The organism is Pedobacter sp. PACM 27299 (genome assembly GCF_001412655.1).
GTDB lineage: Bacteria > Bacteroidota > Bacteroidia > Sphingobacteriales > Sphingobacteriaceae > Pedobacter.
Map to the genome: position 1 here is coordinate 4231262 of NZ_CP012996.1, position 22324 is coordinate 4253585.

At 40.2% G+C, this 22324-nt stretch carries 22 protein-coding genes; 7 read left to right on the forward strand and 15 right to left on the reverse strand.

Annotated elements, in window-relative coordinates; all coding sequences use genetic code 11:
- Positions 1 to 21: 21 nt before the first annotated feature.
- Positions 22 to 591: a phosphatase PAP2 family protein gene (locus AQ505_RS17805; RefSeq protein ID WP_231634925.1), complete on the reverse strand. Its 570-nt coding sequence runs from the start codon at positions 589 to 591 to the stop codon at positions 22 to 24.
- 102 nt (positions 592 to 693) lie between these two features.
- Between AQ505_RS17805 and AQ505_RS17810 the strand changes: the two genes are divergently transcribed.
- Positions 694 to 1905: an aminotransferase class I/II-fold pyridoxal phosphate-dependent enzyme gene (locus AQ505_RS17810; RefSeq protein ID WP_062549418.1), complete on the forward strand. Its 1212-nt coding sequence runs from the start codon at positions 694 to 696 to the stop codon at positions 1903 to 1905.
- On the opposite strand, the gene AQ505_RS17815 is transcribed toward AQ505_RS17810, so the two are convergent.
- Positions 1902 to 2609 carry a DUF2490 domain-containing protein gene (locus AQ505_RS17815; protein ID WP_062549419.1) on the reverse strand — a complete coding sequence of 236 codons (708 nt, stop codon included), beginning with the start codon at positions 2607 to 2609 and terminating at the stop codon, positions 1902 to 1904. The genes AQ505_RS17810 and AQ505_RS17815 overlap by 4 nt on opposite strands.
- 104 nt (positions 2610 to 2713) lie before the next feature.
- Between AQ505_RS17815 and AQ505_RS17820 the strand changes: the two genes are divergently transcribed.
- Positions 2714 to 2977 carry a hypothetical protein gene (locus AQ505_RS17820; RefSeq protein ID WP_062549420.1) on the forward strand — a complete coding sequence of 88 codons (264 nt, stop codon included), beginning with the start codon at positions 2714 to 2716 and terminating at the stop codon, positions 2975 to 2977.
- A 53-nt stretch (positions 2978 to 3030) separates the two neighbouring features.
- Here the strand turns inward: AQ505_RS17820 and AQ505_RS17825 are convergent, their stop codons facing one another.
- Positions 3031 to 4137: an NADH:flavin oxidoreductase gene (locus AQ505_RS17825; protein WP_062549421.1), complete on the reverse strand. Its 1107-nt coding sequence runs from the start codon at positions 4135 to 4137 to the stop codon at positions 3031 to 3033.
- A gap of 11 nt (positions 4138 to 4148) precedes the next feature.
- Positions 4149 to 4448, reverse strand: coding sequence for an ArsR/SmtB family transcription factor (locus AQ505_RS17830; RefSeq protein WP_062549422.1), 300 nt, complete (start codon positions 4446 to 4448; stop codon positions 4149 to 4151).
- A 206-nt stretch (positions 4449 to 4654) separates the two neighbouring features.
- Here AQ505_RS17830 and AQ505_RS17835 point away from each other — a divergent pair, with 206 nt between their 5' ends.
- From AQ505_RS17835 to AQ505_RS17845, 3 genes are read left to right on the forward strand one after another with little or no spacing between them, the layout of a single operon-like run.
- Entirely contained in the window at positions 4655 to 5419 is a 765-nt protein-coding gene (locus tag AQ505_RS17835) for a hypothetical protein (RefSeq protein ID WP_062549423.1), read from the forward strand.
- Between the two features lie 53 nt (positions 5420 to 5472).
- Complete coding sequence (locus AQ505_RS17840; RefSeq protein ID WP_062549424.1) at positions 5473 to 6249, forward strand: 3-keto-disaccharide hydrolase; 777 nt, start codon at positions 5473 to 5475, stop codon at positions 6247 to 6249.
- Positions 6250 to 6272: 23 nt separating this feature from the next.
- The gene (locus AQ505_RS17845; protein ID WP_062549425.1) at positions 6273 to 6578 is read left to right on the forward strand and encodes a hypothetical protein; all 306 of its coding nucleotides are present in this window, start codon (positions 6273 to 6275) and stop codon (positions 6576 to 6578) included.
- 69 nt (positions 6579 to 6647) lie between these two features.
- Here AQ505_RS17845 and AQ505_RS17850 read toward each other — a convergent pair whose 3' ends face one another.
- The 4 genes from AQ505_RS17850 to AQ505_RS17865 form a co-directional block, all read right to left on the reverse strand.
- Positions 6648 to 7187 (reverse strand): RNA polymerase sigma factor, encoded by a 540-nt coding sequence (locus tag AQ505_RS17850; protein ID WP_062549426.1) that lies wholly within the window; start codon positions 7185 to 7187, stop codon positions 6648 to 6650.
- Positions 7188 to 7366: 179 nt separating this feature from the next.
- Positions 7367 to 8017: a response regulator transcription factor gene (locus AQ505_RS17855; protein ID WP_062549427.1), complete on the reverse strand. Its 651-nt coding sequence runs from the start codon at positions 8015 to 8017 to the stop codon at positions 7367 to 7369.
- A 28-nt stretch (positions 8018 to 8045) separates the two neighbouring features.
- A complete protein-coding gene (locus tag AQ505_RS17860; RefSeq protein WP_197286218.1) occupies positions 8046 to 8537 on the reverse strand; it encodes a hypothetical protein in 492 nt (163 codons plus the stop codon).
- Positions 8538 to 9250: 713 nt separating this feature from the next.
- A complete protein-coding gene (locus AQ505_RS17865; protein WP_062549429.1) occupies positions 9251 to 11425 on the reverse strand; it encodes a PAS domain-containing sensor histidine kinase in 2175 nt (724 codons plus the stop codon).
- Positions 11426 to 12095: 670 nt separating this feature from the next.
- On the opposite strand from AQ505_RS17865, the gene AQ505_RS17870 reads away from it, so the two are divergent.
- Together AQ505_RS17870 and AQ505_RS17875 are read left to right on the forward strand one after the other, a co-directional pair.
- Positions 12096 to 12287 carry a cold-shock protein gene (locus tag AQ505_RS17870; protein ID WP_062549430.1) on the forward strand — a complete coding sequence of 64 codons (192 nt, stop codon included), beginning with the start codon at positions 12096 to 12098 and terminating at the stop codon, positions 12285 to 12287.
- A gap of 362 nt (positions 12288 to 12649) precedes the next feature.
- Positions 12650 to 12898, forward strand: a complete 249-nt coding sequence (locus AQ505_RS17875) for a helix-turn-helix domain-containing protein (RefSeq protein WP_062549431.1) — start codon at positions 12650 to 12652, stop codon at positions 12896 to 12898.
- Positions 12899 to 12966: 68 nt separating this feature from the next.
- Here AQ505_RS17875 and AQ505_RS17880 read toward each other — a convergent pair whose 3' ends face one another.
- The 7 genes from AQ505_RS17880 to AQ505_RS17910 form a co-directional block, all read right to left on the reverse strand.
- Positions 12967 to 14379 (reverse strand): FecR domain-containing protein, encoded by a 1413-nt coding sequence (locus tag AQ505_RS17880; RefSeq protein ID WP_062549432.1) that lies wholly within the window; start codon positions 14377 to 14379, stop codon positions 12967 to 12969.
- A gap of 155 nt (positions 14380 to 14534) precedes the next feature.
- Positions 14535 to 15932 (reverse strand): aminopeptidase P family protein, encoded by a 1398-nt coding sequence (locus AQ505_RS17885; RefSeq protein ID WP_062549433.1) that lies wholly within the window; start codon positions 15930 to 15932, stop codon positions 14535 to 14537.
- A 189-nt stretch (positions 15933 to 16121) separates the two neighbouring features.
- A complete protein-coding gene (locus AQ505_RS17890; protein ID WP_062549434.1) occupies positions 16122 to 16502 on the reverse strand; it encodes a PH domain-containing protein in 381 nt (126 codons plus the stop codon).
- Position 16503: 1 nt separating this feature from the next.
- The gene (locus tag AQ505_RS17895; RefSeq protein WP_062549435.1) at positions 16504 to 16866 is read right to left on the reverse strand and encodes a DUF6370 family protein; all 363 of its coding nucleotides are present in this window, start codon (positions 16864 to 16866) and stop codon (positions 16504 to 16506) included.
- Positions 16867 to 16927: 61 nt separating this feature from the next.
- Positions 16928 to 17863 (reverse strand): helix-turn-helix domain-containing protein, encoded by a 936-nt coding sequence (locus tag AQ505_RS17900; protein WP_062549436.1) that lies wholly within the window; start codon positions 17861 to 17863, stop codon positions 16928 to 16930.
- Positions 17864 to 17884: 21 nt separating this feature from the next.
- Entirely contained in the window at positions 17885 to 18988 is a 1104-nt protein-coding gene (locus AQ505_RS17905; RefSeq protein ID WP_062549437.1) for an efflux RND transporter periplasmic adaptor subunit, read from the reverse strand.
- 53 nt (positions 18989 to 19041) lie between these two features.
- Positions 19042 to 22320 carry an efflux RND transporter permease subunit gene (locus tag AQ505_RS17910; RefSeq protein WP_062549438.1) on the reverse strand — a complete coding sequence of 1093 codons (3279 nt, stop codon included), beginning with the start codon at positions 22318 to 22320 and terminating at the stop codon, positions 19042 to 19044.
- Positions 22321 to 22324 lie beyond the last annotated feature (4 nt).

The following is a 22324-nucleotide window of genomic DNA, read 5'->3' on the forward strand; positions in this document are numbered from 1 at the left end:
TTAAGCATTAAAAGAAGTGCTTTACTTATCTCCGCGCAAAAAGCCCATAGATAATGCGGAGCCTGTGCCTAAAACTGCTCCCGCAGCCACATCTGTAGGATAATGAACTCCAAGATATAAACGGGAAAAACCGACCGAACCTGCCCAAAGGTATGCTGGCGCGATTACGTACCATTTCTGATAACTATGTGACAGCGCTGTTGCCGTAGTAAAAGCAGTAGAAGTATGGCCTGATGGAAAAGAATAATGGGAAGGCTGATAAACGGCATTGATTTTCACGACCCCATTAAAGGGCCTGGGACGTTTTACAAGTTTTTTAATGAGCATAGTTGCCAGTACATTGACAGCAGAACTACTGGCTATGTAGGCTGCATTCTGACGCATCTCTTTGTCATTTGAAATGACTCCTGCTGCCATCAGGCCGACTGGAACCCCCACATTGACCACATCATTATATTTAGAAAGGAACATAAAGAAGCCGGTTTTTTCTGGCGTTCTCCGCTCGGAAAGGCTAATCAGGATCCGGTCGTCCAGCTGCTGCAGCTGATGCTGGCCAAAAACCTGCGATGGAATGGCTAGACCTACAGTCAACTGAAATATTAGAATATATTTGAGAAATGTGCTTTTCCTGCCAATCATGGTGTAAAGCTACAGTTTATTTTTTTAAACTTATCTTCGGAAGAAAATAAGCAAATGATCCCCAGAGGCAAATTAGACCTTAGTTTTTCAGATACTTTTGCCGGCATTTGCTACTGCCTTGCTGGCTATTTTCGCAAAAACAAAACGGCAGCAGACTTTCCAAAAGAAGAAAACCGTATGGTGACGCTCTCTGTGCGTACTGGTTTGGACCTCATCCTGACTGCTTTAAATTTCCCTCCCGGCACGGAAATCCTGGTCAGCGACATTAATATTCCAGATATGTTCCAAATTATCCGGGCACACCGGCTGATTCCTATCCCTTTATCTGTTAACAAAGACACGCTCAGCATTGATCTGGAAGCACTTAAAGCAGCAATAAATCCGGCCAGCAAAATGTTATTACTGAGCCATCTTTTCGGGGCCGTGATGGATATGGAGGCCATTATACCGATTGCAAAAGCACATCAGATTTTAGTGATGGAAGATGCCGCACAAGCTTTTATGGGCAACATTGAAAGTCCGCAGTTTTCAGCAGTCTCTCCTTATCCAGCATTTCCAGGGCACTCCGAAACCGATGTACTACTTTATAGTTTTGGCTTGATCAAAACAAATACTGCCCTTTCCGGTGCTGTTGTTCGCATAAAAGACCCTTCGCTTTATTTAAAAGTCTACTCACTGAACAAAGGTTTAACGAGGCAAAAAACAAGTGTATACCTAAAAAAATTGCTGAAGGTTTTATTCATGCAGATATTGACGACTCCTCCCATTTATACTTTATTTTATCATTTAATTACGAAGAGTGGAAGAGATTTCGATGAAGCGCTCGCTGGTTTTACCCGTGGATTTCCAGGTCAGGATGTCCTAAGCAAAATCAGGTTCAGACCTTGTACGGCCAATCATCAGTTGTTGAAAAGAAAATGGATGAATTTCTCTCCAGATGGGATTAGTGAAAGGAAGAAACTAGCTGCCACTATTTTAACCCGGTTGCCTGAGGCAATGAAAATCGGCTCTTTAAATAAAAACCATAGTTATTGGGTATTGCCCATTTACACTGCGTATCCAGATTCACTGATCAAACACCTCCGCAGCAATGGATTTGATGCCACTTCAAAAGCATCCAGCCTGGTCAGATTGGAGCCGCAAACAGCGGTCAACGATTTGTGTTCCACGCTTTGTTTGACACACATCATTTATCTGCCCATGGATATTAAGATGAAAAGTTCAAAGCGGGAGCAAATCTCTTCACTCCTGCTAAACTATCCTTAAAATCTGGTGTATAAAGCGAGCTGGATGGCATGATTAATTGTTTGCCCTTTACGCATTTTCTGCGCCTGGTTCAGGTAGCCCGCTTCCAGGTCAAATTGCTTGCTAAAGCGGAATCCTCCTGCAAGGTAAGCCCTGTTTTGATCAAAAAAATGACCATTTACATTGTCATTGTGCTGCACATTGAACATCAGTTCATTTTGTAATGCCGCAAATGCACCTCTTTCAAACTTCTGCTGACCTTTTCCCAGAGGAAGTATCACGCGGGCAAAGTACCTGATGCGCTGTGCAAATACATCTGTTCCATTCTGCTGTTCTATAAATCGTTGTTCTAACCTAAATCTATGGCTAAAGTTCAAGGTATTCAGCTTATGTCTGTAGATATATTGCTGCCAGATCCGATGTTCTGTGAGCTGAATATCAGCATTACTTTCCTGTGGGATGTACGTCTGATTTAACAAATAACCCAGAGTCAGGTCACTTTTATCATTTAGAAAATAAGTCAGACCTGGTCGGAACATAAAGTTTCTCAAATGACTAAACTGATCACCGGTTCTCAATTGAACATCCAGGTGGGTCCCCCATTTTTTTGATAATTTATTGTTGTTCATTAAGAACAGCCAACCAGTGCTTTGCACTGAAGTCTGGGCAATGGCCATGCTGCTGTACAAGCATAGGAAGGCCAGCAAAAAATAGTAAACACGCATTGTTAATAAGGTTTCAAATTGTTTTGCCCAAAATAAAACAATTATTTAAACAAATGGGATAAAAATTGGGATGCGAGTTATATTGCCTATGTTCGTAAAAAAACATGGGTGTAAAAAAGCATTTATTAGATGTGGAAGTGAAATTATCGGGTGGTAGAATTGTTAAAGGGCCAGTAACGACTTCAGACGACAAGACTTATCATTTCAAAAGCCAGTCCGGAGGCTCAGGTTTTTATCTTTATCTGATTAAAGACGACAATGGCTGGTACGAGTCTGGTGGAAATGAAGCGGAACATCCACAGGAAATCGTGGATCAGGTTGGTCTGCAGATTGACACTCATTTAAAAGAAAATCAAAAATCCTTATAAAGCAAAGGGCCGTATTTTTAAATACGGCCCTTTGCTATGATTTCAACTATTGCTTAGTCCATTACCAACTGTCCTAATGCTGCTTTGGTAAAGCCTTTCAGTTCTCCCAAACGGTTTTCTTTAATTTTCTTTACCCAGTTTGGATCTGCCAATAATGGTCTGCCCACGGCTACTAAATCAAAATCTCCACGCTCCATACGGCGCATCAATTCATCTAAAGAGCTTGGCTGAGCACTTTCTCCTGCAAAAGCTTTCAAGAACTCTCCGTCCAGTCCAACAGAACCTACGGTAATTGTTGCTTTTCCAGTGATTTTTTTAGCCCATCCTGCGAAGTTTAAATCTGAACCTTCAAATTCCGGCTCCCAGAATCTACGCTGTGAACAATGAAAAACATCTACACCAGCCTCAGCCATAGGAATTAACCATTCTTCCATTTCCTGGGGTGTTTTTGCCAATTGATAAGTATAATCTGCAGGTTTCCATTGAGATAAACGAAGAATAATGGTAAAATCTTCGCCTACTTGCCTGCGCACTTCTTTGATCACTTCTATGGCAAAGCGGCTGCGTTCCGCTAAGGTTTTACCTCCGTAACTATCGGTACGCAGGTTCGTGCCTTCCCAGAAAAACTGGTCGATCAGGTAACCATGTGCACCATGAATCTCTACCGTATCAAATCCCATTCTTTTTGCCTCTGCTGCCGCAGCACCATAAGCAAGAATCGCGGCTTTTATATCGGCTTCTGTCATGGTATTCCCATTGTTAAAACCCGGTCTGTTTAAACCAGAAGGGCCTTCAAATGGTGTGGAAGGCAGCCAGCCTGAAGCGTGGTTGTCCATGATTCCCATGTGCCAGATCTGAGGACCCATTGCACCGCCATTTGCATGCACTTCATTGATCACATTTTGCCATCCTGCCAATGCTTCCGTTCCATAAAAATGAGGAACATTTCCATCATTTGAAGAGGCTGGGCGATCAATTACGGTTCCTTCAGAAAGGATTAAGCCAACTTCTCCAGCTGCTCTTTTACTATAATAAGCAGCTACATCTGCACCTGGGATACCATTTGGCGAGAAAGATCTCGTCATTGGCGCCATCACTATTCTGTTTTTTATATTTAAAGATTTCAGACTAAATGGTCTGAACAAGCTATCTGTATTCATGATTATATGATTTATATATCGGATTCAATAATTTTACTCAATTCAATAAATGTTTCTTCATTTCTTTTATAATATGTCCACTGCCCTACTCTTGTAGAAGAAACCAGGCCAGCACGCTGAAGAATGGATAAATATTCTGAAACAGTAGATTGTGTCAATCCTGACTTCCTCTGAATTTCTCCTACACAAACCCCTACTTCAAATCCAGCGTGAATTTGCTCCGGAAAACTCACAGCAGGATCTTTTAACCACTGTAAAATTTCCAGTCGGGTCTTGTTAGACAGGGCTTTAAAAATTTCTAACTGTTTCATGTCACAAATATATATCGACTTTTTCCGATATACCTATTAAAGAAAAAGAGATGACATTATCCTGATGATATCGGGTTTTTCCGATATCATTAAGGCAGGATTGACAATTAAATTACTTAGAAAGCCAATAGTTTTCAATAAAATCAGATATTTGATTGCTATTTAGCTGCTCCGCATTAAACCACAGCTGCATTCATTTATAAAAGATGGGGCTAAACTCGCTTTATGAAAAAAGAGAAAAACTGGCGATTATACGTCAACACTACCCAAATGCTATTTCTACGATTGATAGCATCAACCGTTTAATTGATTTTGTAGAGGAAAACCTAGACCTGGAACCTTCTCAAATTATGATGGCCGATAGCATTTGCAGTGATGATGTAAATAGCATACAGTTTCCGGTGAGGTCGAATGAATTTCTAGGCCCATTCAAATTGGGCGGCCTGGATGGTTTTCCTTTCGCTGGATTGAGCGGTATGTGTGCTTTTGCCAGCCATGTCCCGGATGACGGTGCTGTTCTTGTCTATTATGGACCTCATATTGGCATTTCAAAAGCAGGGGTCCTTGGTGAAATCCATCGTTACGGGCAGCAGAATAGTACCGATTGCTGTGGTGCTGCAAAGGGTGCTTTAAAAAAGCTTTATTCCAATTCGATTATAGAAGGCCATCTGGAGGATATTGATTATCAGATGAATACGATAGAACAGATTATACTGAAAGAAAAAGAAAGGATTCTCGCCGCAGTTCATCCCATAAAGGAGACTACAGAGGTCATCTATGAGGCCATTGATGCGCGCATCAACACCTTGGTCAATCAAACAAAGTACACCTGTAAATATGTGATTCTATTGGGTACAATTCATATCAACAGCGATACTGACATGGGCTCTTTTACTTCTGCTAAACGCTTTGAGCTCATCAATCTTGCAACAAATGAGCGACAAAACCTAATGGAAGAATTTTTCAATTAAAACTGTCTTCAATAATAGTATATTAGAAAAAAATATCACGTTAAATATCAGCTATGAACTTAAATAGAGCCATCTTAACTACTACTTTGATCCTTGGAACAATCAGTATCAGCAACGCACAGGAAGCTAAGCATGAGGACACCGAATTTTACACCCCTGTTCCACCCATAGTTAGTCCTGCAAAAGTAATCGGAAATGCTCCTGGGGATGCCATTGTCCTTTTTGACGGAAAGAATATGGACCAATGGGTGATGACCGACGATCGCAGTAAACCTGCTACCTGGAAAGTTAGCAAAGGGGCATTTACCGTGGACAAGCACAGTGGAAACATTGAAACCAAGCAATCTTTCAACAATTACCAGCTGCATTTAGAATGGCAGGTTCCAGCGAATATCTCTGGTGAAGGACAAGCGCGCGGGAATAGCGGTCTTTTCCTGGCCTCTATTGGAAAGGGAGATTTGGGTTATGAACTGCAGATATTAGATGCTTATAACAACCCAACGTATACAAATGGAATGGCAGGCAGCATTTACAAGCAAACTACTCCATTGGTTAATCCTTCAAAAAAACCAGGAGAATGGCAAACTTATGATGTCATCTGGACTGCGCCGGTATTTGAAACTGACGGTACATTGAAAAGCCCGGCAAAGGTAACTGTGCTATTTAATGGTGTACTTGTCCAAAATAATTTTGAGCTAAAAGGACCTACTCAATATGTAGGATTACCTGCTTACCGTAAAGCACATGGTGCCTCTCCTATAAAATTACAGGCACATGGTGATAAAAGTGAGCCTTTAAGTTTCCGTAACATCTGGATCAGAGAACTATAAATTAAAGGTATAAAATCAAATCTATGAAAAAGTTAATTCTTCTTTTAGCCCTCGGCCTCAGCTTTGCAGGGTGCGGCAGTATGAAACGCTCTAAAGGTGGGCATACGGTGAGCCTGACTGGCAAGATTGAAATAATAGGAATGACTACCTATCAATATGGTACCCATACCATCCAATCTGACCATAAAACTTATGCCTTGAAGAGCAGCAGTGTAGACCTGAACAGTTATGAAAACAAAGAGGTTGAAGTGATTGGGACAAAAGTTCCGGGTTATCCTGTAGAGAATGGACCAGAACTGATCGAAGTCAGTGCTGTAAAAGTAAAATAAACTATAAAAAAATACTGGTCTCCCATTTTTTCATCAATGGGAGACCCTGTAATGGAAAGGGCTGCTAAATCAGACCGGCGTACCATTACTAAAAAACTGATCCTGATATGATTTCAGCTCATTTTTCAACAGACCTCTAGCCACGTGAATTCTTGTTTTCACGGTTCCTATCGGAATATTTAATTCCTTTGCAATTTCATGGTATTTATAACCTTCAAAGTATTTTACGAAAGGTGTGTAGTATTGAGGCTGCAATTTTCCAAGTGCACTGTGAATATCGTTCATGATACACTTCCCTACCCCGGTATTGTGGGACGCACCTAACGCTGCGCCAGTGGTCGTGATGTCGACCCCAAAATTCATAAAAGTTTTAGCCAGGTTTCTACGCCTGTAGCTGTTAATAAAGGTATTCCGTAGAATCATGTATAACCAACCTTTCAAATTCGTACCGTGCTTAAAGTTCTTTTCATAACGAATTGCTTTAAGCATGGTGTCCTGAACCAAGTCGTCGGCATCATCATCATTCTGTGTAAATGCCAGAGCGAAAGATCTTAAATTATCCTTATAGCTCCATAGTTGAAAGTTAAAATCGATTGTGGTTGTGCTCATGGTATTTGTTGATTAGTATACCATGGAAATATCAAATGCTATGCCTCAGACCGTGCCAAATTTCTAATCCGTATATATCATACATAAAACACGTATTAAGCATTTGTTTTTACGTATTTAACGCAGAAAGCCATTTTAAACCGTTTAAAGCCGATTTAAAATGGAGATAAAGCTTTTTCTTAGTGAATCAATCCATTCAATATGGCATAATGAATCAAGGCTGCAGTATTTCTAGATCCAGTTTTTTCTATTAAGCCTTGGCGGTGTCCTTCTACTGTTCTTTTACTAATGAATAATTTTTCAGATATTTCACTGTTAGTCAACCCTTCAGCGATCAAAGTCAGTATTTCAATTTCCCGATCAGAAAAATCATGACTTACTTCGGGAAAGTCCATACTTCTTGTTGCATTTTGACTACATTTCTCCAGCATTCTCATGGCTAATTCTGAACACAGGTATTTTCCTCCGGAATTGACATGCTTTAAAGAAAATATCAATTCTTCTGCACTCACATTCTTTAATAAATACCCCATAGCACCTGCTTCAAAAGCTTGTATCACATATTTTTCATTGTCATGCATAGAAAGCATGACCATCGATGAGGTAATATTCATGCTCTTCAACTCCTTCAGCAACATCATTCCATCTAATTCCGGCATATTGATGTCGGCGAGTATAATGTCTACTTTCTTTCCCGTAGCCAGAAATGCCAATGCTTCTACCCCATTTTCAGCTTCTGCAACGACATTGATGTCTTTATCCGTCTCTAACAGCATTTTAATGCCATTTCTAACAATATTGTGATCCTCTACTAATAATACCTGTAACATCTTCTAAATTTATTTTAATATGTGCTTCCTACCCCTTGTTCTCCAGGTTTTCATTTAAATCTAATAACATTTTTTTTAGGCGGTCAATATGGATTTTCATTTGACCTGCCCGTTCTATTGTGTTCTGAGGATGATTTTCCATCATGGTTTCAAGAAGGTTTTTTCTTTCCTCCATCATCCGGATGGCCACCCATAATGATTCTTCTCTTCTTTTAATCTTTTCAGCTTCAAGTACTTTTTCTGTATAGGTATGTGCGGTATAACAGCGATAAGGGGCGATCTGATCGTTTTCAACTTTTGCTAATATTCCACCGCAATCCGGGCAGGTGAAAGGAGTTAAGGGACCCAATTTTTCCTGGTCTTTTACAATGCTGCTCATTCTCATGGTAATTTCCGCTTCCAGTTTTACATCGGCAGGAACTTTTCCTCCTTTAAAAGGATTCTTAGCAAAGTTATCTGAAAATATATATCCCATCTCATTAATGGGAACTTTATAATCCACTTCCATATTATTCAGCACACTATTTGGCATGTCGGAAAATCGGCTTCCTGATGTTTCTGAACCATACAGCGGCCGCCACTCCTTTTTATAGCCGACATACCAGAAGTACCATCATGCAGATCATCATATGATGATCTGCATGGGCCAGATAAAAAACTTTCTTATTGGAAAAAACTTTCTTTGATTACTCTTCTCCGTCAGCTCGTCAGTAAGTTCAGAAAAATCATCCATTTGTAATTGCTGATTGGAACTATTTTGGTCTATATCCATATCCTTTCGGTATTTAAAGCTAATGTATGGTTAATATCGAAGTGATAAAAGTTTATTCAACAACGAAAATAGTTCAAATCAGGAAGATCTCCAGTCAAATTACTGTCCAGGAACAAATTGGCAAAGAAAATAAGGTTATTTTAAATAGCCGTTGACTACTGCATATAGGATTAATGAAGCGGTGTTGCGTACCCTGGTTTTCTCAATCAGCGTTTGCCGGACTTGTCGCCTCCCCCACCACTTTAATGCTTTTCTCCTGCCCTAATAATAAGCGAATACCATCCTTCGGCTAGCACAACTCTTAAAGCTTCCATGAAATGGATTTCGAAAAAAAACACAACATTTAACTCTAAAAGAAGAAATATTTCATCATCAATCTATGAAATCCAGTACAAATACGCGGCCATAGCAATCACTTACCAATTATCAAACAATAATTAAAATAAATTATCCTCAATTAATTAATTTATTACATTCGGAAGTAGGACCGAAATTACCGTTCCTTTTCCTATAACCGAATTAACAGCCATACAACCGTTTAAGAGATTTGCCTTGTTTCTAATTGCTTTCAGCCCAATTCCCTTATTCAATACCAATTCCTGATCAAATCCTTTTCCATTATCATCCACCTGGATAAGGATTACCTCCTCATTGGCATTAATGGTTAGGTTAATTCGCGTAGCTTCTGCATGCTTGATTACATTCATCATCAATTCCTGAACCACTCTATATATCGCAACTTCTATATAGTTATCCCATTTTTTTTCTAATCCGGTATAAGTGGTACGAATAACAATTGCCAGTTGAAATTGATTGCAGATATCATCCAATGCGGCTTTTAATCCAAAATCTTCGAGTATCGATGGCATGAGTTTATGAGATAGCTTTCGGCTCTCTCTAATGGCATCAGACAATAAATGATCGGTTTGCTGCATTTCTTTTAAAAGATCCGTCGGACTTAAATTAAAGAGATTGAGCATATTTTTAGCTAAGCTTAGCTTTACACCATACAACAGCTGCCCAAGTCCATTATGCAGATCCTCGGCTATCCGCTTACGCTCTGCCTGCTGTGTCCCTAGAATCGTCCTGAAAATTTCCTTTTGCAGCAATTCATTCTTTCTGAAAAGCTCAACTTGCATCGTCATGTCTATATCTACCCCTAACACCTTCAATGGCCTTCCATTTTCATCACGGTGTATGGAAGCTTTTATTTTCAGGACCTTCGGGATCTTTCCTACTAAAATCTCAAGACTTTCTTCAAAACCAGAGGTACCAGCCTTCATGAGTTCAATAATTTTCTCTGCTGCATCAGTATGTTCTGGTGCCGCATATTGAAGGTAAATTTCCGGTACTGGAACGTCCGTATGCTCCAGCTTAAAAAGCTGGTACATTCCTTCAGACCAGCTAAAGGCTCCAGAGCTCAAGTCGTATTCCCAACTTCCAATTTTAGCCAGTTCTTCAGATTGTTCCAGAATCATCAGATTTTTCGACTGCTCCTGTTCGGCAATTTTACGGGTAGTAATATTTACATTGGTCACAACTAACCCGTCTTCCATTTTCACAAACATACTGGAGAACCAGGCATCAAACCCATCATAGTTGTAATGATATTCGGTTTGCTGAGGAATGGAAGTCTCCATTACCTTTAACATCACATCAAACAATCCTGAGGGCTTTACACCAGGAAATTCAGTTAAATAATGTCTACCAATCAAATCTCCCCGTCCTGCTTCCTTTTCCAATTCCCGGCTCATCATTTCGATTCGAAAATCGACAATATCTCCATCAGTATTCCTAATTGGTTTTAACAAGGATACGCCCAGCAAACTAGCGTTGAACACAGATTCAATCAAGTCTTTACTTTCTTTCAGTTCTGCTTTTGTAAGATGATGTACAGTAACATCTTGAATTACCCCATAAAAACGAGTCAGGCCGGTAGTAATGTCCAGCAAAAATTCCATTTTCATGTGGATCATCTTCGTTTCCTTCTGCGCAGTAATTATACGGCAGCTATGCTCAAAAGCACATTTTTCCTGTCGATGTTCTTCAAATGTTTGCCTCACTAGGTTTTGGTCGTCTGGATGAAAATAGGAACAGAGCAGTTCAAAATCAAACAGCTTCTCTTTTGGCTGATAACCATAGATCCGGTACAGTTCGTCACTTAAATAAAGGGGATCGGTTTTACTGAGGCCTTCAAAGTAGCCGATATTACCCAGTTCCTGAGCCAATTTCAAACGGCGCTGTTCTTCCAGTAGCTGCAGTCTGGCTTTGGTAATTTCATTGATCTCGGTAAACATTAAAACTACTCCGGTTTCAGAAGGGATGGCATGAAGTGAAATCCATATTTCAGCCTGATTGCAGAAATATTCTGTAATTGTTACTTCTCTTTTTAAAATTGCTTTTTGAATGGCCTGAAAAGCTTCTTCACAAGCGTTTTTATCGAAAAAAGTCCAGGCGTTTGTACCTAAAAACGCGGCATCTCCCATTTTAAAAAGTGAAACCGCCTTTTTATTCCCATATAAAAAAACACTATTAACATCTAACTGAAAACAAGCTACATCGATTAAATTCAAAATATATTCTGGGCTGGAAACACCAGATAAGCTAAGGTCTTTTGATGGAGAAGTACTGATCATAAATAAGCGGAAACAATGTCATTAAATATATAACAAATATGCGTTAAAAGTGTTTTTTTTGCCCATCTGGCCAGCATTCTTGTCCTTAATATCCAGGATGTTTAAGAGAGATCAAGGCATTAAAAACAAGTATTTATACGTAAAAAAAACTCAGGAAAAACACGTACAATCACAACATAAAACACCTTAAATCAACCACTTAAATTATAAATCACTTATAAACTATAAACATTTTTATACATTGCTTGTTCCGGTGACATAACAAAATCGCTATAGAAAACAACAAGCTAAACCCAGAAACTATAAACGACCTGATTGAGATACACAAAGACCGCATTCTCGGTTATGAGAAGGCAATAGATGAATTAGAAGAAAAAGACAGTAACTTGATTGAGTGCTTCAATGCAAGGATTCAGGAAAGTCAGCAGTTCAAAGCGGCGCTAGTCAGAACCAGTATTTCATTGGGCGGGTAGCCGGCAGAAGACAGTACTGTTTCTGGAAAGATCTATCGCGCACGGATGAATGTTAAAACCGCCTTGGATACGGAAGATTTATCTACTGAATTGCGAATCTATTAACAGACCAGTAAGTACAGCTACAAAATCCGCATCAACATATCAGAATTTTAAGAGCTCAAATTGCCTAATCAAAAAACCACAAACATTACACCATGCAAAGAGGAACAGTAAAATTTTTTAATGCGACTAAAGGATTCGGGTTTATTGTTCCTGAAGATGGAAGTGCCGAAGTATTCGTACACTCTTCAGGGCTAAAAGAACCTATCCGTGAAAATGACAGCGTAAGTTACGAGGTCGCTCAAGGTAAAAAAGGCTTGAATGCTATCAATGTAAGAAAAAGTTAATTCATTTACTCCCTTCCCTAAATCAGGCCTACTGCAATCGATCGATTACGGTAGGCCTTTTATTGCTATTGTTATATTTCCCGCTTACCGTATCGTACGTATCATCAGAAAGCACATAGTTCATAATGTTGTTTTATATCTTCATTTAATTAGTTAACTTTAATTATGAATTAAATGAAAATTGAGTCATAGCATTGGCCTAACCACCTAAAGCGACTTGAATTACCTAAAATAACCTATAAACCACATAAGAATTAACACAATCAACCAATTAAACCACAAACTACTCAAAAGATAAATAAGCCTATTGATGCTTTGCAAAAAGCAGTTATAATTTGTTTTTCTTTTTTACCGCCCTCCACATGAATACAAAATCGAAATTTGAATTGGAAATTGTCCGTAAAGTACGGACGATCAGAAAAGAAAGAAACAAAGGGCAAACCTATATTGCCATGGTTTTGAAAGTTTCCGATGGCTACATAGGACAAATAGAAGGAGAAAGGTGGCCAGCGATGTACACCTATGATCAACTCAACAAAATCGCGATAGATTTCGGATGTAGTCCCCAGGATTTTATCCCCAATGAAAGTATCATTGAAAACTATAGCTGAGCCTTCTATACCTTGCTGGTAACCACTTATCAAGCACCTCGATGGAGGTGCTTTTTTTGTCTATCTCCCTATTTCAATACCAGAATACGTGTCGCTTCCAGCTTAAAATGAACGGCTCCAGAAAGCTCCAGCAGGCTCAAAAGTTTAGAGAGTTCGTCAAACCTGGAAGCTTCTAAACTAAGTAATGGCTGATCTGGATTAACCCCTTCATACACTACAGGAACATCATACCAGCGACTTATTTTTTCCATGATACTGCTCAATGGCTCCGATTTAAAGATAAACATTCCATTTTTCCAGGAAGTTGCAGCCGCTATGTCTACATTTTTCAGTTGAGCCATTGTTTCCGTCAGGATCAGCTGCTCACCAGGTTTCAGGATTGTTTCTTTGTTTCCTATTCCGGGATGGTCAACCAGCACACTACCAGTGACCAAAGTACTGCTCACAGCGGCATCTTCCGGATAACTGCTGACTTGAAAATGAGTGCCTAAAACTTTCAGTTCCTGTCTGGTCGATTTTACCATAAAAGGAGCAGCTGCATTGGTCGCTACCTCAAAATAAGCCTCCCCGCTGAGTTGTACTTTACGTACTTTCTCCGCTGAAAAAACACCAGGAAACTTAAGGGAAGAAGCTGCATTTAACCAAACTTTGGTACCATCAGCTAAAGTGAGCATATACTGACCGCCATTTGGAGTTTTGAGCGTTAAATCCATTCCATCTACCGAAACGGGCAATTGGGTTCCATCATTGTAAGTTATCCCAGATTCGGTAATCCTTAAGCCACTTTTAACCTCGCTTAAACTCAGCTCTTGTCCATCGGGCAATACTAGTGCAGCTTTATTACTACCAGGTACAATACCATAAGACGCTGATCCAGTAATCGGATCATCAAACTTAGAAGCCCTGAATTCCCGGTAAAACATAGACATAAAACCCGTTACCATTAAAGCCAGGCAAGCAATAGCGAGGTAGGCGAAGGACCTTTGTTTATAAAAAGGGATGAGCTTGATCTTTTGATCAGCAGATTTGATGACTGTACTTAATAAGGGATATAGTTCAGCGATATGTTTTTTTAAGCGTACATCTATGAATTTCGGAGGTAGCTCATCAACTAGTGCTTTGCGGATCAGCAAACGTAATTCCTTTTCAGAAAGCGTCCCGAAATGCGCGATCAAAAGTTCTGTTTCCTCCTCGGCGACAAACTTTCTAAAATAATCAAACACCAGGTTTTCAGCCATGGTATTCAGCTGAATTACAAAAGCAATTTTTAAAGACAGTTTTCCCCTACTGTCCCAAACGGTAAGGAATAAGTCCTGAATCAATTTATCTACCAGATTCTGATCCTTTAGGAGATGCAGCAGCTGCCCGTATATTTTTTCACTGAAATGTGCATAGAGTTTTCCGAAAGCAGTTTCTTCTCCTGCTTTCAGTTTGATCAGTTCTTCTTTTTCATTCCAGTGCTCTGGTGCTTTAATCCCCATATATTTTTAGCGTTGCCCCGATTATTTAAGCTTCATCCTTATTTTAAGAAAGCATCCAGCTCCGCAGTTTTCTTAATCAAGAATTAAGCAATTATTACTTATAACAATATTTTAATACAAACGTTTGTATTAAAAACAATTTCGCCTTTTGTTATTTAATAAGCAGTGCTTCTGATTTCTTCTATGGCTTCTACAGAAATAGCCAGGTCTTTCCCCAGTTTTTTATAGCCATCCGCGGTAATCACGTAATCATCTTCCACCCTAATGCCACCAAAATTGCGGTAAGCCTGGACTTTATCATAATTGATATAAGCTGAAAACTCATTGCTTGCCTGCCATTGATCGATTAGTTCAGGAATAAAATACAGTCCGGGCTCAACCGTAACGACATATCCTTCTTCCAATGCTTTTCCTAATCTCAGAGATTTTAAGCCAAATTGAGTGGTGTTTTTTTGAAGTTCATCCGTATAGCCTACATATTGTTCTCCTAAATTTTCCATATCATGCACATCCAGTCCCATCATGTGCCCAGTACCACATTGGAAAAATAAAGCATGTGCGCCCTGAGCTACTGCATCTTCCAGATTACCTTTCATCAAGCCAAGTGTTTTTAAACCTTCTGCAAGGCTCAAACAAGATTGATAATGCACATCAATATACCTTCGCCCAGGTTTCAACGTCTGTACGGCCTCCTGATAGGAATGAAGTACAATATTATAGGCATCTCTTTGTTCTGGGAGGAATTTTTTACCAGCAGGAAAAGTGCGTGTCAGGTCACCTGCATAACCCATTGGCGTTTCTGCACCTGAATCATTCAGAATCATATCTCCTTCTTTTAAAATATTACCATGGTAATGGTTGTGTAAGATCTGTCCATTTACCGTTAATATGATTGGGTATGAGAGCTGCCCTCCTGCTGTTAATGCGACTTGATGAACAGCTGCTGCCAATTCATTTTCCGACATCCCTGGTCTGGCCAGTTGCATTGCTTTCAGGTGCATATCCGCTGAAATCACTGAAGCTTTATCCAATTCTGTGATTTCCAATGCTGATTTTACCGACCGTTGTGCAACGACCGCTTTAATCAAGGAAACAGCAGCTTTTTCTTTTACTTGCGCCGGCTTGATATCCAGCAGTTCTGCCAGTTTAATTTTATGCTCCGCGCGATAAGGGGGAAGGAAATGTATGGCCCTTCCCTGTGCTTTTGCTTTAGCAAGATACTGATCCAAATGCTGAAAAGGCACTAATTTAGTGATTCCCGCTTCTTCTGCTTTTGCTGAAAGTGTTTTTTGTCTGCCCATCCATACGATGGCATCTATACTCATTTCATCTCCAAAAAGAGTCACCTGATTTTCATCCAGATCAATCACCGCAGCAAGCTGAGGTTCCGGTATCCCAAAATAATATAAAAATGTGCTGTCTTGGCGGAAATGGTAGGCATTGTCCAGAAAATTCATTGGGCTTTCCTCATTTCCCAGAAAAAGTAAAATTCCAGACTGGAACGCTGCTGAGAGCTGCTTTCTTCTTGCTATATATTCGTCTTTATGAAACATATCTGATCGTTTTTAACTGAATCTTCAAAGTTAGCGCTTAGCTTTAGAATTCTATCTTTTTCAACGAAATAATGAATACAGGAATATCAAAGGAGCGTCTATCAATTAGAGGAAGAAATTGGCAGGATGAGCAGAAGCTACTGCTTCAATAAAAAGGCTATCTCTTTGAGATAGCCTGCAAAAAATTGTTTATTTTAATACGTGAAAAGCCAGTACATTTTGTACATCGAACACATTGACTGACTTGTTAAATTTCTTTCTGACACTTGGTTGAGCTTCTCCGGAGATCCAGATTTTAAGTTCCGCATCCAAATCAAAAGTACCTGCGGTTTCCACACTAAAGCGTGAGATACTTTTATAAGAAATAGACATATATTCTGTTTTACTACCTGTAAGACCCTGAATATCCACCAGGATCAACCGTTTTGAAGTAAAAATAAATGTATCTCTAAGCAGTTTGAATCCCAATTCAATTTCCTCTCCATCAGTTAAAAGTTTATGAAAATCCTTATTCAACTGATCGTTGTTTACAATGCCTGCATTGCCCATCAGGGCAGAAAATAATCCCATATTATATTTTAGTGTTTGATTTTAAGGTATCCTCTTTCAATAGTTTAAACGATGTAGCTTTGAATCTGCCGTTTACAACTTTTCCTGTTACTTCCGCTTTTCTCACTTTATTACAGAAACCATCTTTAGCATGGGCGTCGCCGTGGTCATCAATATCAGAGCCATCTACAAAATAAGCCTGACCATCGATTCTTACCGCTAAGTCACATTCTTTTCCTTTCAAATCGAATTTACACTCACCGCAAGCAGTTTCTACAACATGTGGTGTTTTAAAATCAATAACTGGTTCTTTTTTTGCTTTTTGCTGCGCCTGAACTCCAATAGCCATCAAGGCGAAAAGCATAAGGGTAATCAACTTTTTCATGTTCGTTTAAATTTGTATAAAATTAGCACAAAAACCGGAGAATTGGATCCCCTTATAAAGGCTACCTAAAAGATTTAGGTGTACACTGCATGTGTTTTTTGAAAAATATGTTAAAATTGGCCGGATACTCAAAGCCAAGACAGTAGGCAATCTGCGCCACATTCCATTCTGTATGTTTCAATAGCGCAACGGCTTCCGTTGCAATTCTTCTAGCCAGATGGTCAGATGTGGTTCTTCCAGTGACCTCCTTCACACTATGATTCAAATGATTCACGTGTACAGATAGTTTATGCGCAAAATCATGTGCCGTCCGCAGTTCCAAAACATGATCTGAAGAACCAATTGGAAACTGGCGTTCCAACAGTTCCAAAAATAGAGAAGTCAGTCTAACAGACGCATTGTTTTCTTTGAAATAAGTACTTGCTGGCCTTACTTTCAAAGCTTCATGTACAATCAGATGGATATAATTACGCAAAAGGTCATATTTATGAACATATTCCCCTTCCATTTCTTCCATCATTTTGATCATAATTTCTTTGAAGGTTTCTTCCTGCTGTTCATTGATTAAGATGACAGGACAATCCTGGATTCTCCACAGCAAGGACTCCCGCAGACTTTCATTTCTCTTATGGATAAAATTCTCGGTAAAAAGGCAGAAATAGCCAGACTGAGATTCGGAAGTCGACTCCCAGGCATAAGGAATATTAGGATTGGTAAACAACAAAGCCCTTCCATTCACTTCTATCTTTTCATTGGGATAATGAAGTACACCATGACCAATAATCAGAGAGATTTTATAAAAATCCCTCCGGTTATAAGGAGTCGGATTCAAATGACAATAAGCCGATCTTTTGAAAACACCAAAATGACCGATATCACTGACCATCTCAAAACTTGGAACCGTAATTTCCGGGCGCTGAGTCTTTAAATGATCATAGTACTCCTTTAAGCTTTCGCTTTTATTCACTTGATAAAGATCCTGATTTTTAAACAACATACAATCAATCTTTAGGCAAATTTAGGGTTTGATTGGCGTTCCTGCACGTAATTCTTCAGACGGACTTGTAACAAGTTCATCACCAATACTCAACGTGCCGAAAATCTCTGTCTGATCGTCCGTTTCTCTGCCTTTCTTTATATTTACTTTTTCTGTTTTATTTCCTACTACCTTCCATACATAGGTCCCTTCCGCTGTTTCTATAACCGCTTTTTTAGGCACAATAAAGGTGCTGGCATTAGCCGGAAGTGGGATATGGACTTCTGCAACCATTCCTGGCAATAGCTGTTTGTTTTCATTTGGCACATCCATTTCTACCTTTTCAGAACGCAGACGTAAATCCAGGGCACCAGATAAACGCTTAACTTTTGCCACAAACAGCTGTTCCGGCAATGACCTTACGGTGAAACTGATTTCATCCCCGGCCTTCAAATATCCAGTATAAACCTCTGGAATAGAGATCGCCAGACGGAGGTGTCTTTGCTCCTGCAGCGTGAACAATGGAAATTCAGAACCCTTTCCTGAAGGACCTACATAGGCGCCTAAATTCACGTTTCTTGCGGTAATTTTCCCATTAAAAGGTGCACGAATCTCCAGGTAATCTCTCAGCGAGCCCACTTCCTGATAAGATGCTTTAGCGGCTTCAAATTGTGCCAGATCAGAGTTTTTACGTGCTACAGCCTGATCCAGGTCATTTTTAGAGATAGTACCCGGTGTCTTACTGGTTTCATAAAGACGGTCGTAATTTGCTTTACTAGCCAGATATAGTGCTTCCTGGGCTTTCAATCTGCTTTTTGCCGCTGCAAGCTGAGAATTGGTTTCCGGTGCTTCCAGCGTCATTAATAGCTGCCCCTTCTTCACTTCCGAACCAATATCTACGTTTAAAGTCTTTACAAAACTGCTCACCTTGGCATACAGGTCGACCTGCTGAAAAGCACTCAGTTCACCGGGAAGCTGTAAAGCAGTCGCCAATTTCTCTTTCTGAAGTTTAAATGTGGCTATTGGGGCCGCTTTTTCAGTGGCAACTGTTTCTTTTTTAGCAGTAGCTGAACAGCCATTCAACAGCGTTAACAGCGCCATTCCTCCAGTGATACAAATGGTATATGGAAATATATATTTTTTCATCTATGTATGTTTATATCTTAATATCTAAGCTTAAAATCGGTATTATTTATCAATTATTCGGACAAGCCTTTGATGTAATGTTTACTTTCTTCATCTTCAGGATCCAGAGAAATCGACTCCGTAGAAACTTTTCCTTGCACCCAGGCGAATACCAGCGGTAAAATGACTAACACGGCAAAGGTAGAAGCAATTAAACCACCAATTACGGCTCTTCCCAATGGGGATACCTGATCGCCACCTTCTCCGTGTCCTATTGCCATTGGCAGCATTCCTGCAATCATGGCCACCGTGGTCATAATAATAGGACGAATCCTTAATGCAGCGGCCTCTCTTGCCGACTGTAACGCATTTCCATTATGCTTACGCAGCTGCTCCGCATTGGTAATGAGGAGTACTGCATTCGCTATAGACACACCCACGGACATAATAATTCCCATGTAGGACTGTAAGTTCAAGGTAGAACCTGTTAACATCAACAACAATAACGCACCCAATACCACCGCTGGAACCGTCGCTAAAATCACCAAAGGAACTTTGAAAGATTGAAAGTTTGCCGATAGCATCAAAAAGATCACCACAATGGCCACCAATAGCCCGGATTGCAGACTGCCCAAGGTATCATCCAGCACCTTAATCATCCCTACTGGCTGTACAATCAGCCCTCTTGGCAGTTCTCCCAAAGATTTGATGGCTTGTGTGACATCTTTTGAAGCTGTTCCAAGGTCTTTTTTATTCAGATTGGCCGTTACCGATAAATAAGGTGTTGCTCCAACATTATCATTTTCCCCGTAGGTGGTATCTGTACTGATGCTCGCCACATCACTCAATATCGGTCGGTTTGAATTCTTCAACAGCGGAATTTCTCCAAGGTTATCCTTACTGCTCATTTTATTGAAAGGAACCTGAACCTGAACTCCGTAAGCTAGACCAATCCTTTCGTCTACCCAGACATTTTTATCCGTATATCGGGATGAAGAAGTAGAAGCTACCAAAGACCTGGATACATCATTTAAATCTACACCTACCTGTGCCGCTTTAATCCGGTCGATGTTGATGTTGAGGGAAGGATATTTAATGGGCTGCGCAATCTGCACATCCCTCAGATAACTAATTCCATTCAATTCTTTCATGATCTTATTCGCGTATACTTCGTTTTCTTTCTTATTCTTCCCTGCGATGCGCACTTCCACTGGAGTAGAAGAACCCTGACTCAACACTTTATCCGTAAGTTCTATCGGTTCAAACGACAATTTAACATCGGGCTCCAATGCTTTAACACGAGCCCTCAGGAGATCTTTAAACTCTTCCATATCCACATGATAATCTTTCAATCCCACCTGGAATACAGCTTCATGAGGCCCTGCCATAAACAAATATATTGGATTTACAGAAAACAAAGCTGGATGCTGCCCTACATATACGGAGGTAATATCCAGGTGTTCCGGACCCACCATTTTTTTTAACTCCGCCAGGATGACCTGCACTTTTTCTTCTGTGCGCTCCAGACGAGTTCCATCCGGCGCCCGCATTCTCAATTGAAACTGACTGGAATTTACTTTCGGCAGTACATCTCTTCCGATGTTGGCCAATAAAATAGCGGCGATAGAAATGATGACTACCAGATAGCCCAGCACTACTTGTTTCCGGTAAGGCATGATCCGGTCCAGGAAACGCATAAAGCGGTTTCTAAAGCGTTCAAATGGCCCCAATTTTCCATTATTATTAAAATCTTCCCTTTCTACCAGTATCTTTTTTTGATTTAAGGTATCCTTTTCAGATTCCAGAGTTAATCCTGTTTCCAAAAATACAGCTTCATCATCTGTAATATCATCCGAATGCTTTTTTGCTTTCTTTGGATGCGCTACCATCAGCCAGTTGGCCATAATGGGCACGAAAGTTTGAGATAAAAAGAAAGAAACCACCATAGAAAAACCAATAGCCAGGGCAAGCGGTAAAAACAATGCACCAGGTATTCCTGTCATCGTAAATGCAGGAGCAAATACAGCCAGGATACAGAATAAGATCAGCAATTTCGGAAAAGCAATCTCTTTACAGGCATCCCAGATCGCTAAAGCCTTCGGTTTTCCCATATCAAAATGCTGGTGTATATTTTCAATGGTTACGGTCGACTCATCTACCAAAATTCCGATCGCCAAGGCCAGTCCACTCAAGGACATGATATTGATCGTTTGTCCGAAAAGTTTTAAAAACAACACCCCGGCTATGATAGAAGTAGGAATAGTCAGAATAACAATTAATGCGGCACGTTTATCACCAAGGAATAACAGCACCATTAAACCTGTTAACAAAGCGCCAATTACGCCCTCGCTGATCAAACTTTTTACCGCATTGATCACATATACGGATTGGTCAAACTCATAAGAAAGTTTCACATCTTCCGGTAATGTATTCTGGATCATCGGAAGGTTCTCTTTCAGTTTACTCACCACATCCCAGGTAGAGGCATCGCCAGACTTGGCAATACTCAGGTACACGGATCGTTTTCCATTGATCAGTGCATAACCCACGGTCGCATCCGCCCCATCCTTCACTACCGCTACATCACGGAGGTACAGGTTCTGGACACCTCCTTTAAACAAGGGGATACTCTCAAATTCTTTTACTTTTTTTATAGTGTAATTGGTTGGTGTCAGGTAGTTTTTATCCCCAATCCTGACGTTACCGGAAGGTGCAGTTTGGTTATTCACTTTAATTGCCTCTACCACCTGATCTACGGTAAGCTGATGTGCACGCAGCAATTCTGGATCTACGTTGATCTCAATGGTTCGCACACTCCCGCCAAAAGGTGCAGGAGCCAGTAAACCTGGAATGGCTGTAAATGATGCCCTCACATAGGTATTTGCAAAATCCTGCAATTCATTATTACTGCGGATTGGACTGCTCAATACCAGTTGTCCGACTGGCAGGGAGGAAGCGTCGAAACGAATGATAAATGGAGGCTGTGAACCCGGCGGAAAAATCGCTTGTGCCCTATTGGAAAGCGAACTGAGCTCAGCAGCGGCCTGCGCCATATTTGTCCCTTCATAATAAGTCAGTTTCATTAGCATCAATCCCTGTACATTCTTCGTTTCTATGGTTTTAATCCCATTGGCAAAAAGCAGGATATTGATGTATTGTTTTCCAAAATAGGCTTCCATTTGAGAAGGAGTATAGCCACCAAAAGGATGCGCAATATAGATGACAGGAAGGTTCATTTTCGGTAGGATATCTACCTTGATATCTTTAATGGCACCGATCCCAAAGAAGAACAAACCGGCAACAAGCACCAGGATGGAGATGGGTTTACGAAGTGCAAAACGTATTAAATTCATGGAG

Bases quoted from the DNA above. Each gene is read 5' to 3' on its own strand.
- AQ505_RS17820 (WP_062549420.1), top strand. From the start codon at position 2,714: ATGGGTGTAAAAAAGCATTTATTAGATGTGGAAGTGAAATTATCGGGT.
- AQ505_RS17855 (WP_062549427.1), bottom strand. From the start codon at position 8,017: ATGTTACAGGTATTATTAGTAGAGGATCACAATATTGTTAGAAATGGC.
- AQ505_RS17850 (WP_062549426.1), bottom strand. From the start codon at position 7,187: ATGAGCACAACCACAATCGATTTTAACTTTCAACTATGGAGCTATAAG.
- AQ505_RS17910 (WP_062549438.1), bottom strand. From the start codon at position 22,320: ATGAATTTAATACGTTTTGCACTTCGTAAACCCATCTCCATCCTGGTG.
- AQ505_RS17895 (WP_062549435.1), bottom strand. From the start codon at position 16,866: ATGAAAAAGTTGATTACCCTTATGCTTTTCGCCTTGATGGCTATTGGA.
- AQ505_RS17870 (WP_062549430.1), top strand. From the start codon at position 12,096: ATGCAAAGAGGAACAGTAAAATTTTTTAATGCGACTAAAGGATTCGGG.
- AQ505_RS17825 (WP_062549421.1), bottom strand. From the start codon at position 4,137: ATGAATACAGATAGCTTGTTCAGACCATTTAGTCTGAAATCTTTAAAT.
- AQ505_RS17885 (WP_062549433.1), bottom strand. From the start codon at position 15,932: ATGTTTCATAAAGACGAATATATAGCAAGAAGAAAGCAGCTCTCAGCA.
- AQ505_RS17905 (WP_062549437.1), bottom strand. From the start codon at position 18,988: ATGAAAAAATATATATTTCCATATACCATTTGTATCACTGGAGGAATG.
- AQ505_RS17865 (WP_062549429.1), bottom strand. From the start codon at position 11,425: ATGATCAGTACTTCTCCATCAAAAGACCTTAGCTTATCTGGTGTTTCC.
- AQ505_RS17830 (WP_062549422.1), bottom strand. From the start codon at position 4,448: ATGAAACAGTTAGAAATTTTTAAAGCCCTGTCTAACAAGACCCGACTG.
- AQ505_RS17840 (WP_062549424.1), top strand. From the start codon at position 5,473: ATGAACTTAAATAGAGCCATCTTAACTACTACTTTGATCCTTGGAACA.
- AQ505_RS17900 (WP_062549436.1), bottom strand. From the start codon at position 17,863: ATGTTGTTTAAAAATCAGGATCTTTATCAAGTGAATAAAAGCGAAAGC.
- AQ505_RS17845 (WP_062549425.1), top strand. From the start codon at position 6,273: ATGAAAAAGTTAATTCTTCTTTTAGCCCTCGGCCTCAGCTTTGCAGGG.
- AQ505_RS17810 (WP_062549418.1), top strand. From the start codon at position 694: ATGATCCCCAGAGGCAAATTAGACCTTAGTTTTTCAGATACTTTTGCC.
- AQ505_RS17815 (WP_062549419.1), bottom strand. From the start codon at position 2,609: ATGCGTGTTTACTATTTTTTGCTGGCCTTCCTATGCTTGTACAGCAGC.
- AQ505_RS17875 (WP_062549431.1), top strand. From the start codon at position 12,650: ATGAATACAAAATCGAAATTTGAATTGGAAATTGTCCGTAAAGTACGG.
- AQ505_RS17880 (WP_062549432.1), bottom strand. From the start codon at position 14,379: ATGGGGATTAAAGCACCAGAGCACTGGAATGAAAAAGAAGAACTGATC.
- AQ505_RS17890 (WP_062549434.1), bottom strand. From the start codon at position 16,502: ATGGGATTATTTTCTGCCCTGATGGGCAATGCAGGCATTGTAAACAAC.
- AQ505_RS17835 (WP_062549423.1), top strand. From the start codon at position 4,655: ATGGGGCTAAACTCGCTTTATGAAAAAAGAGAAAAACTGGCGATTATA.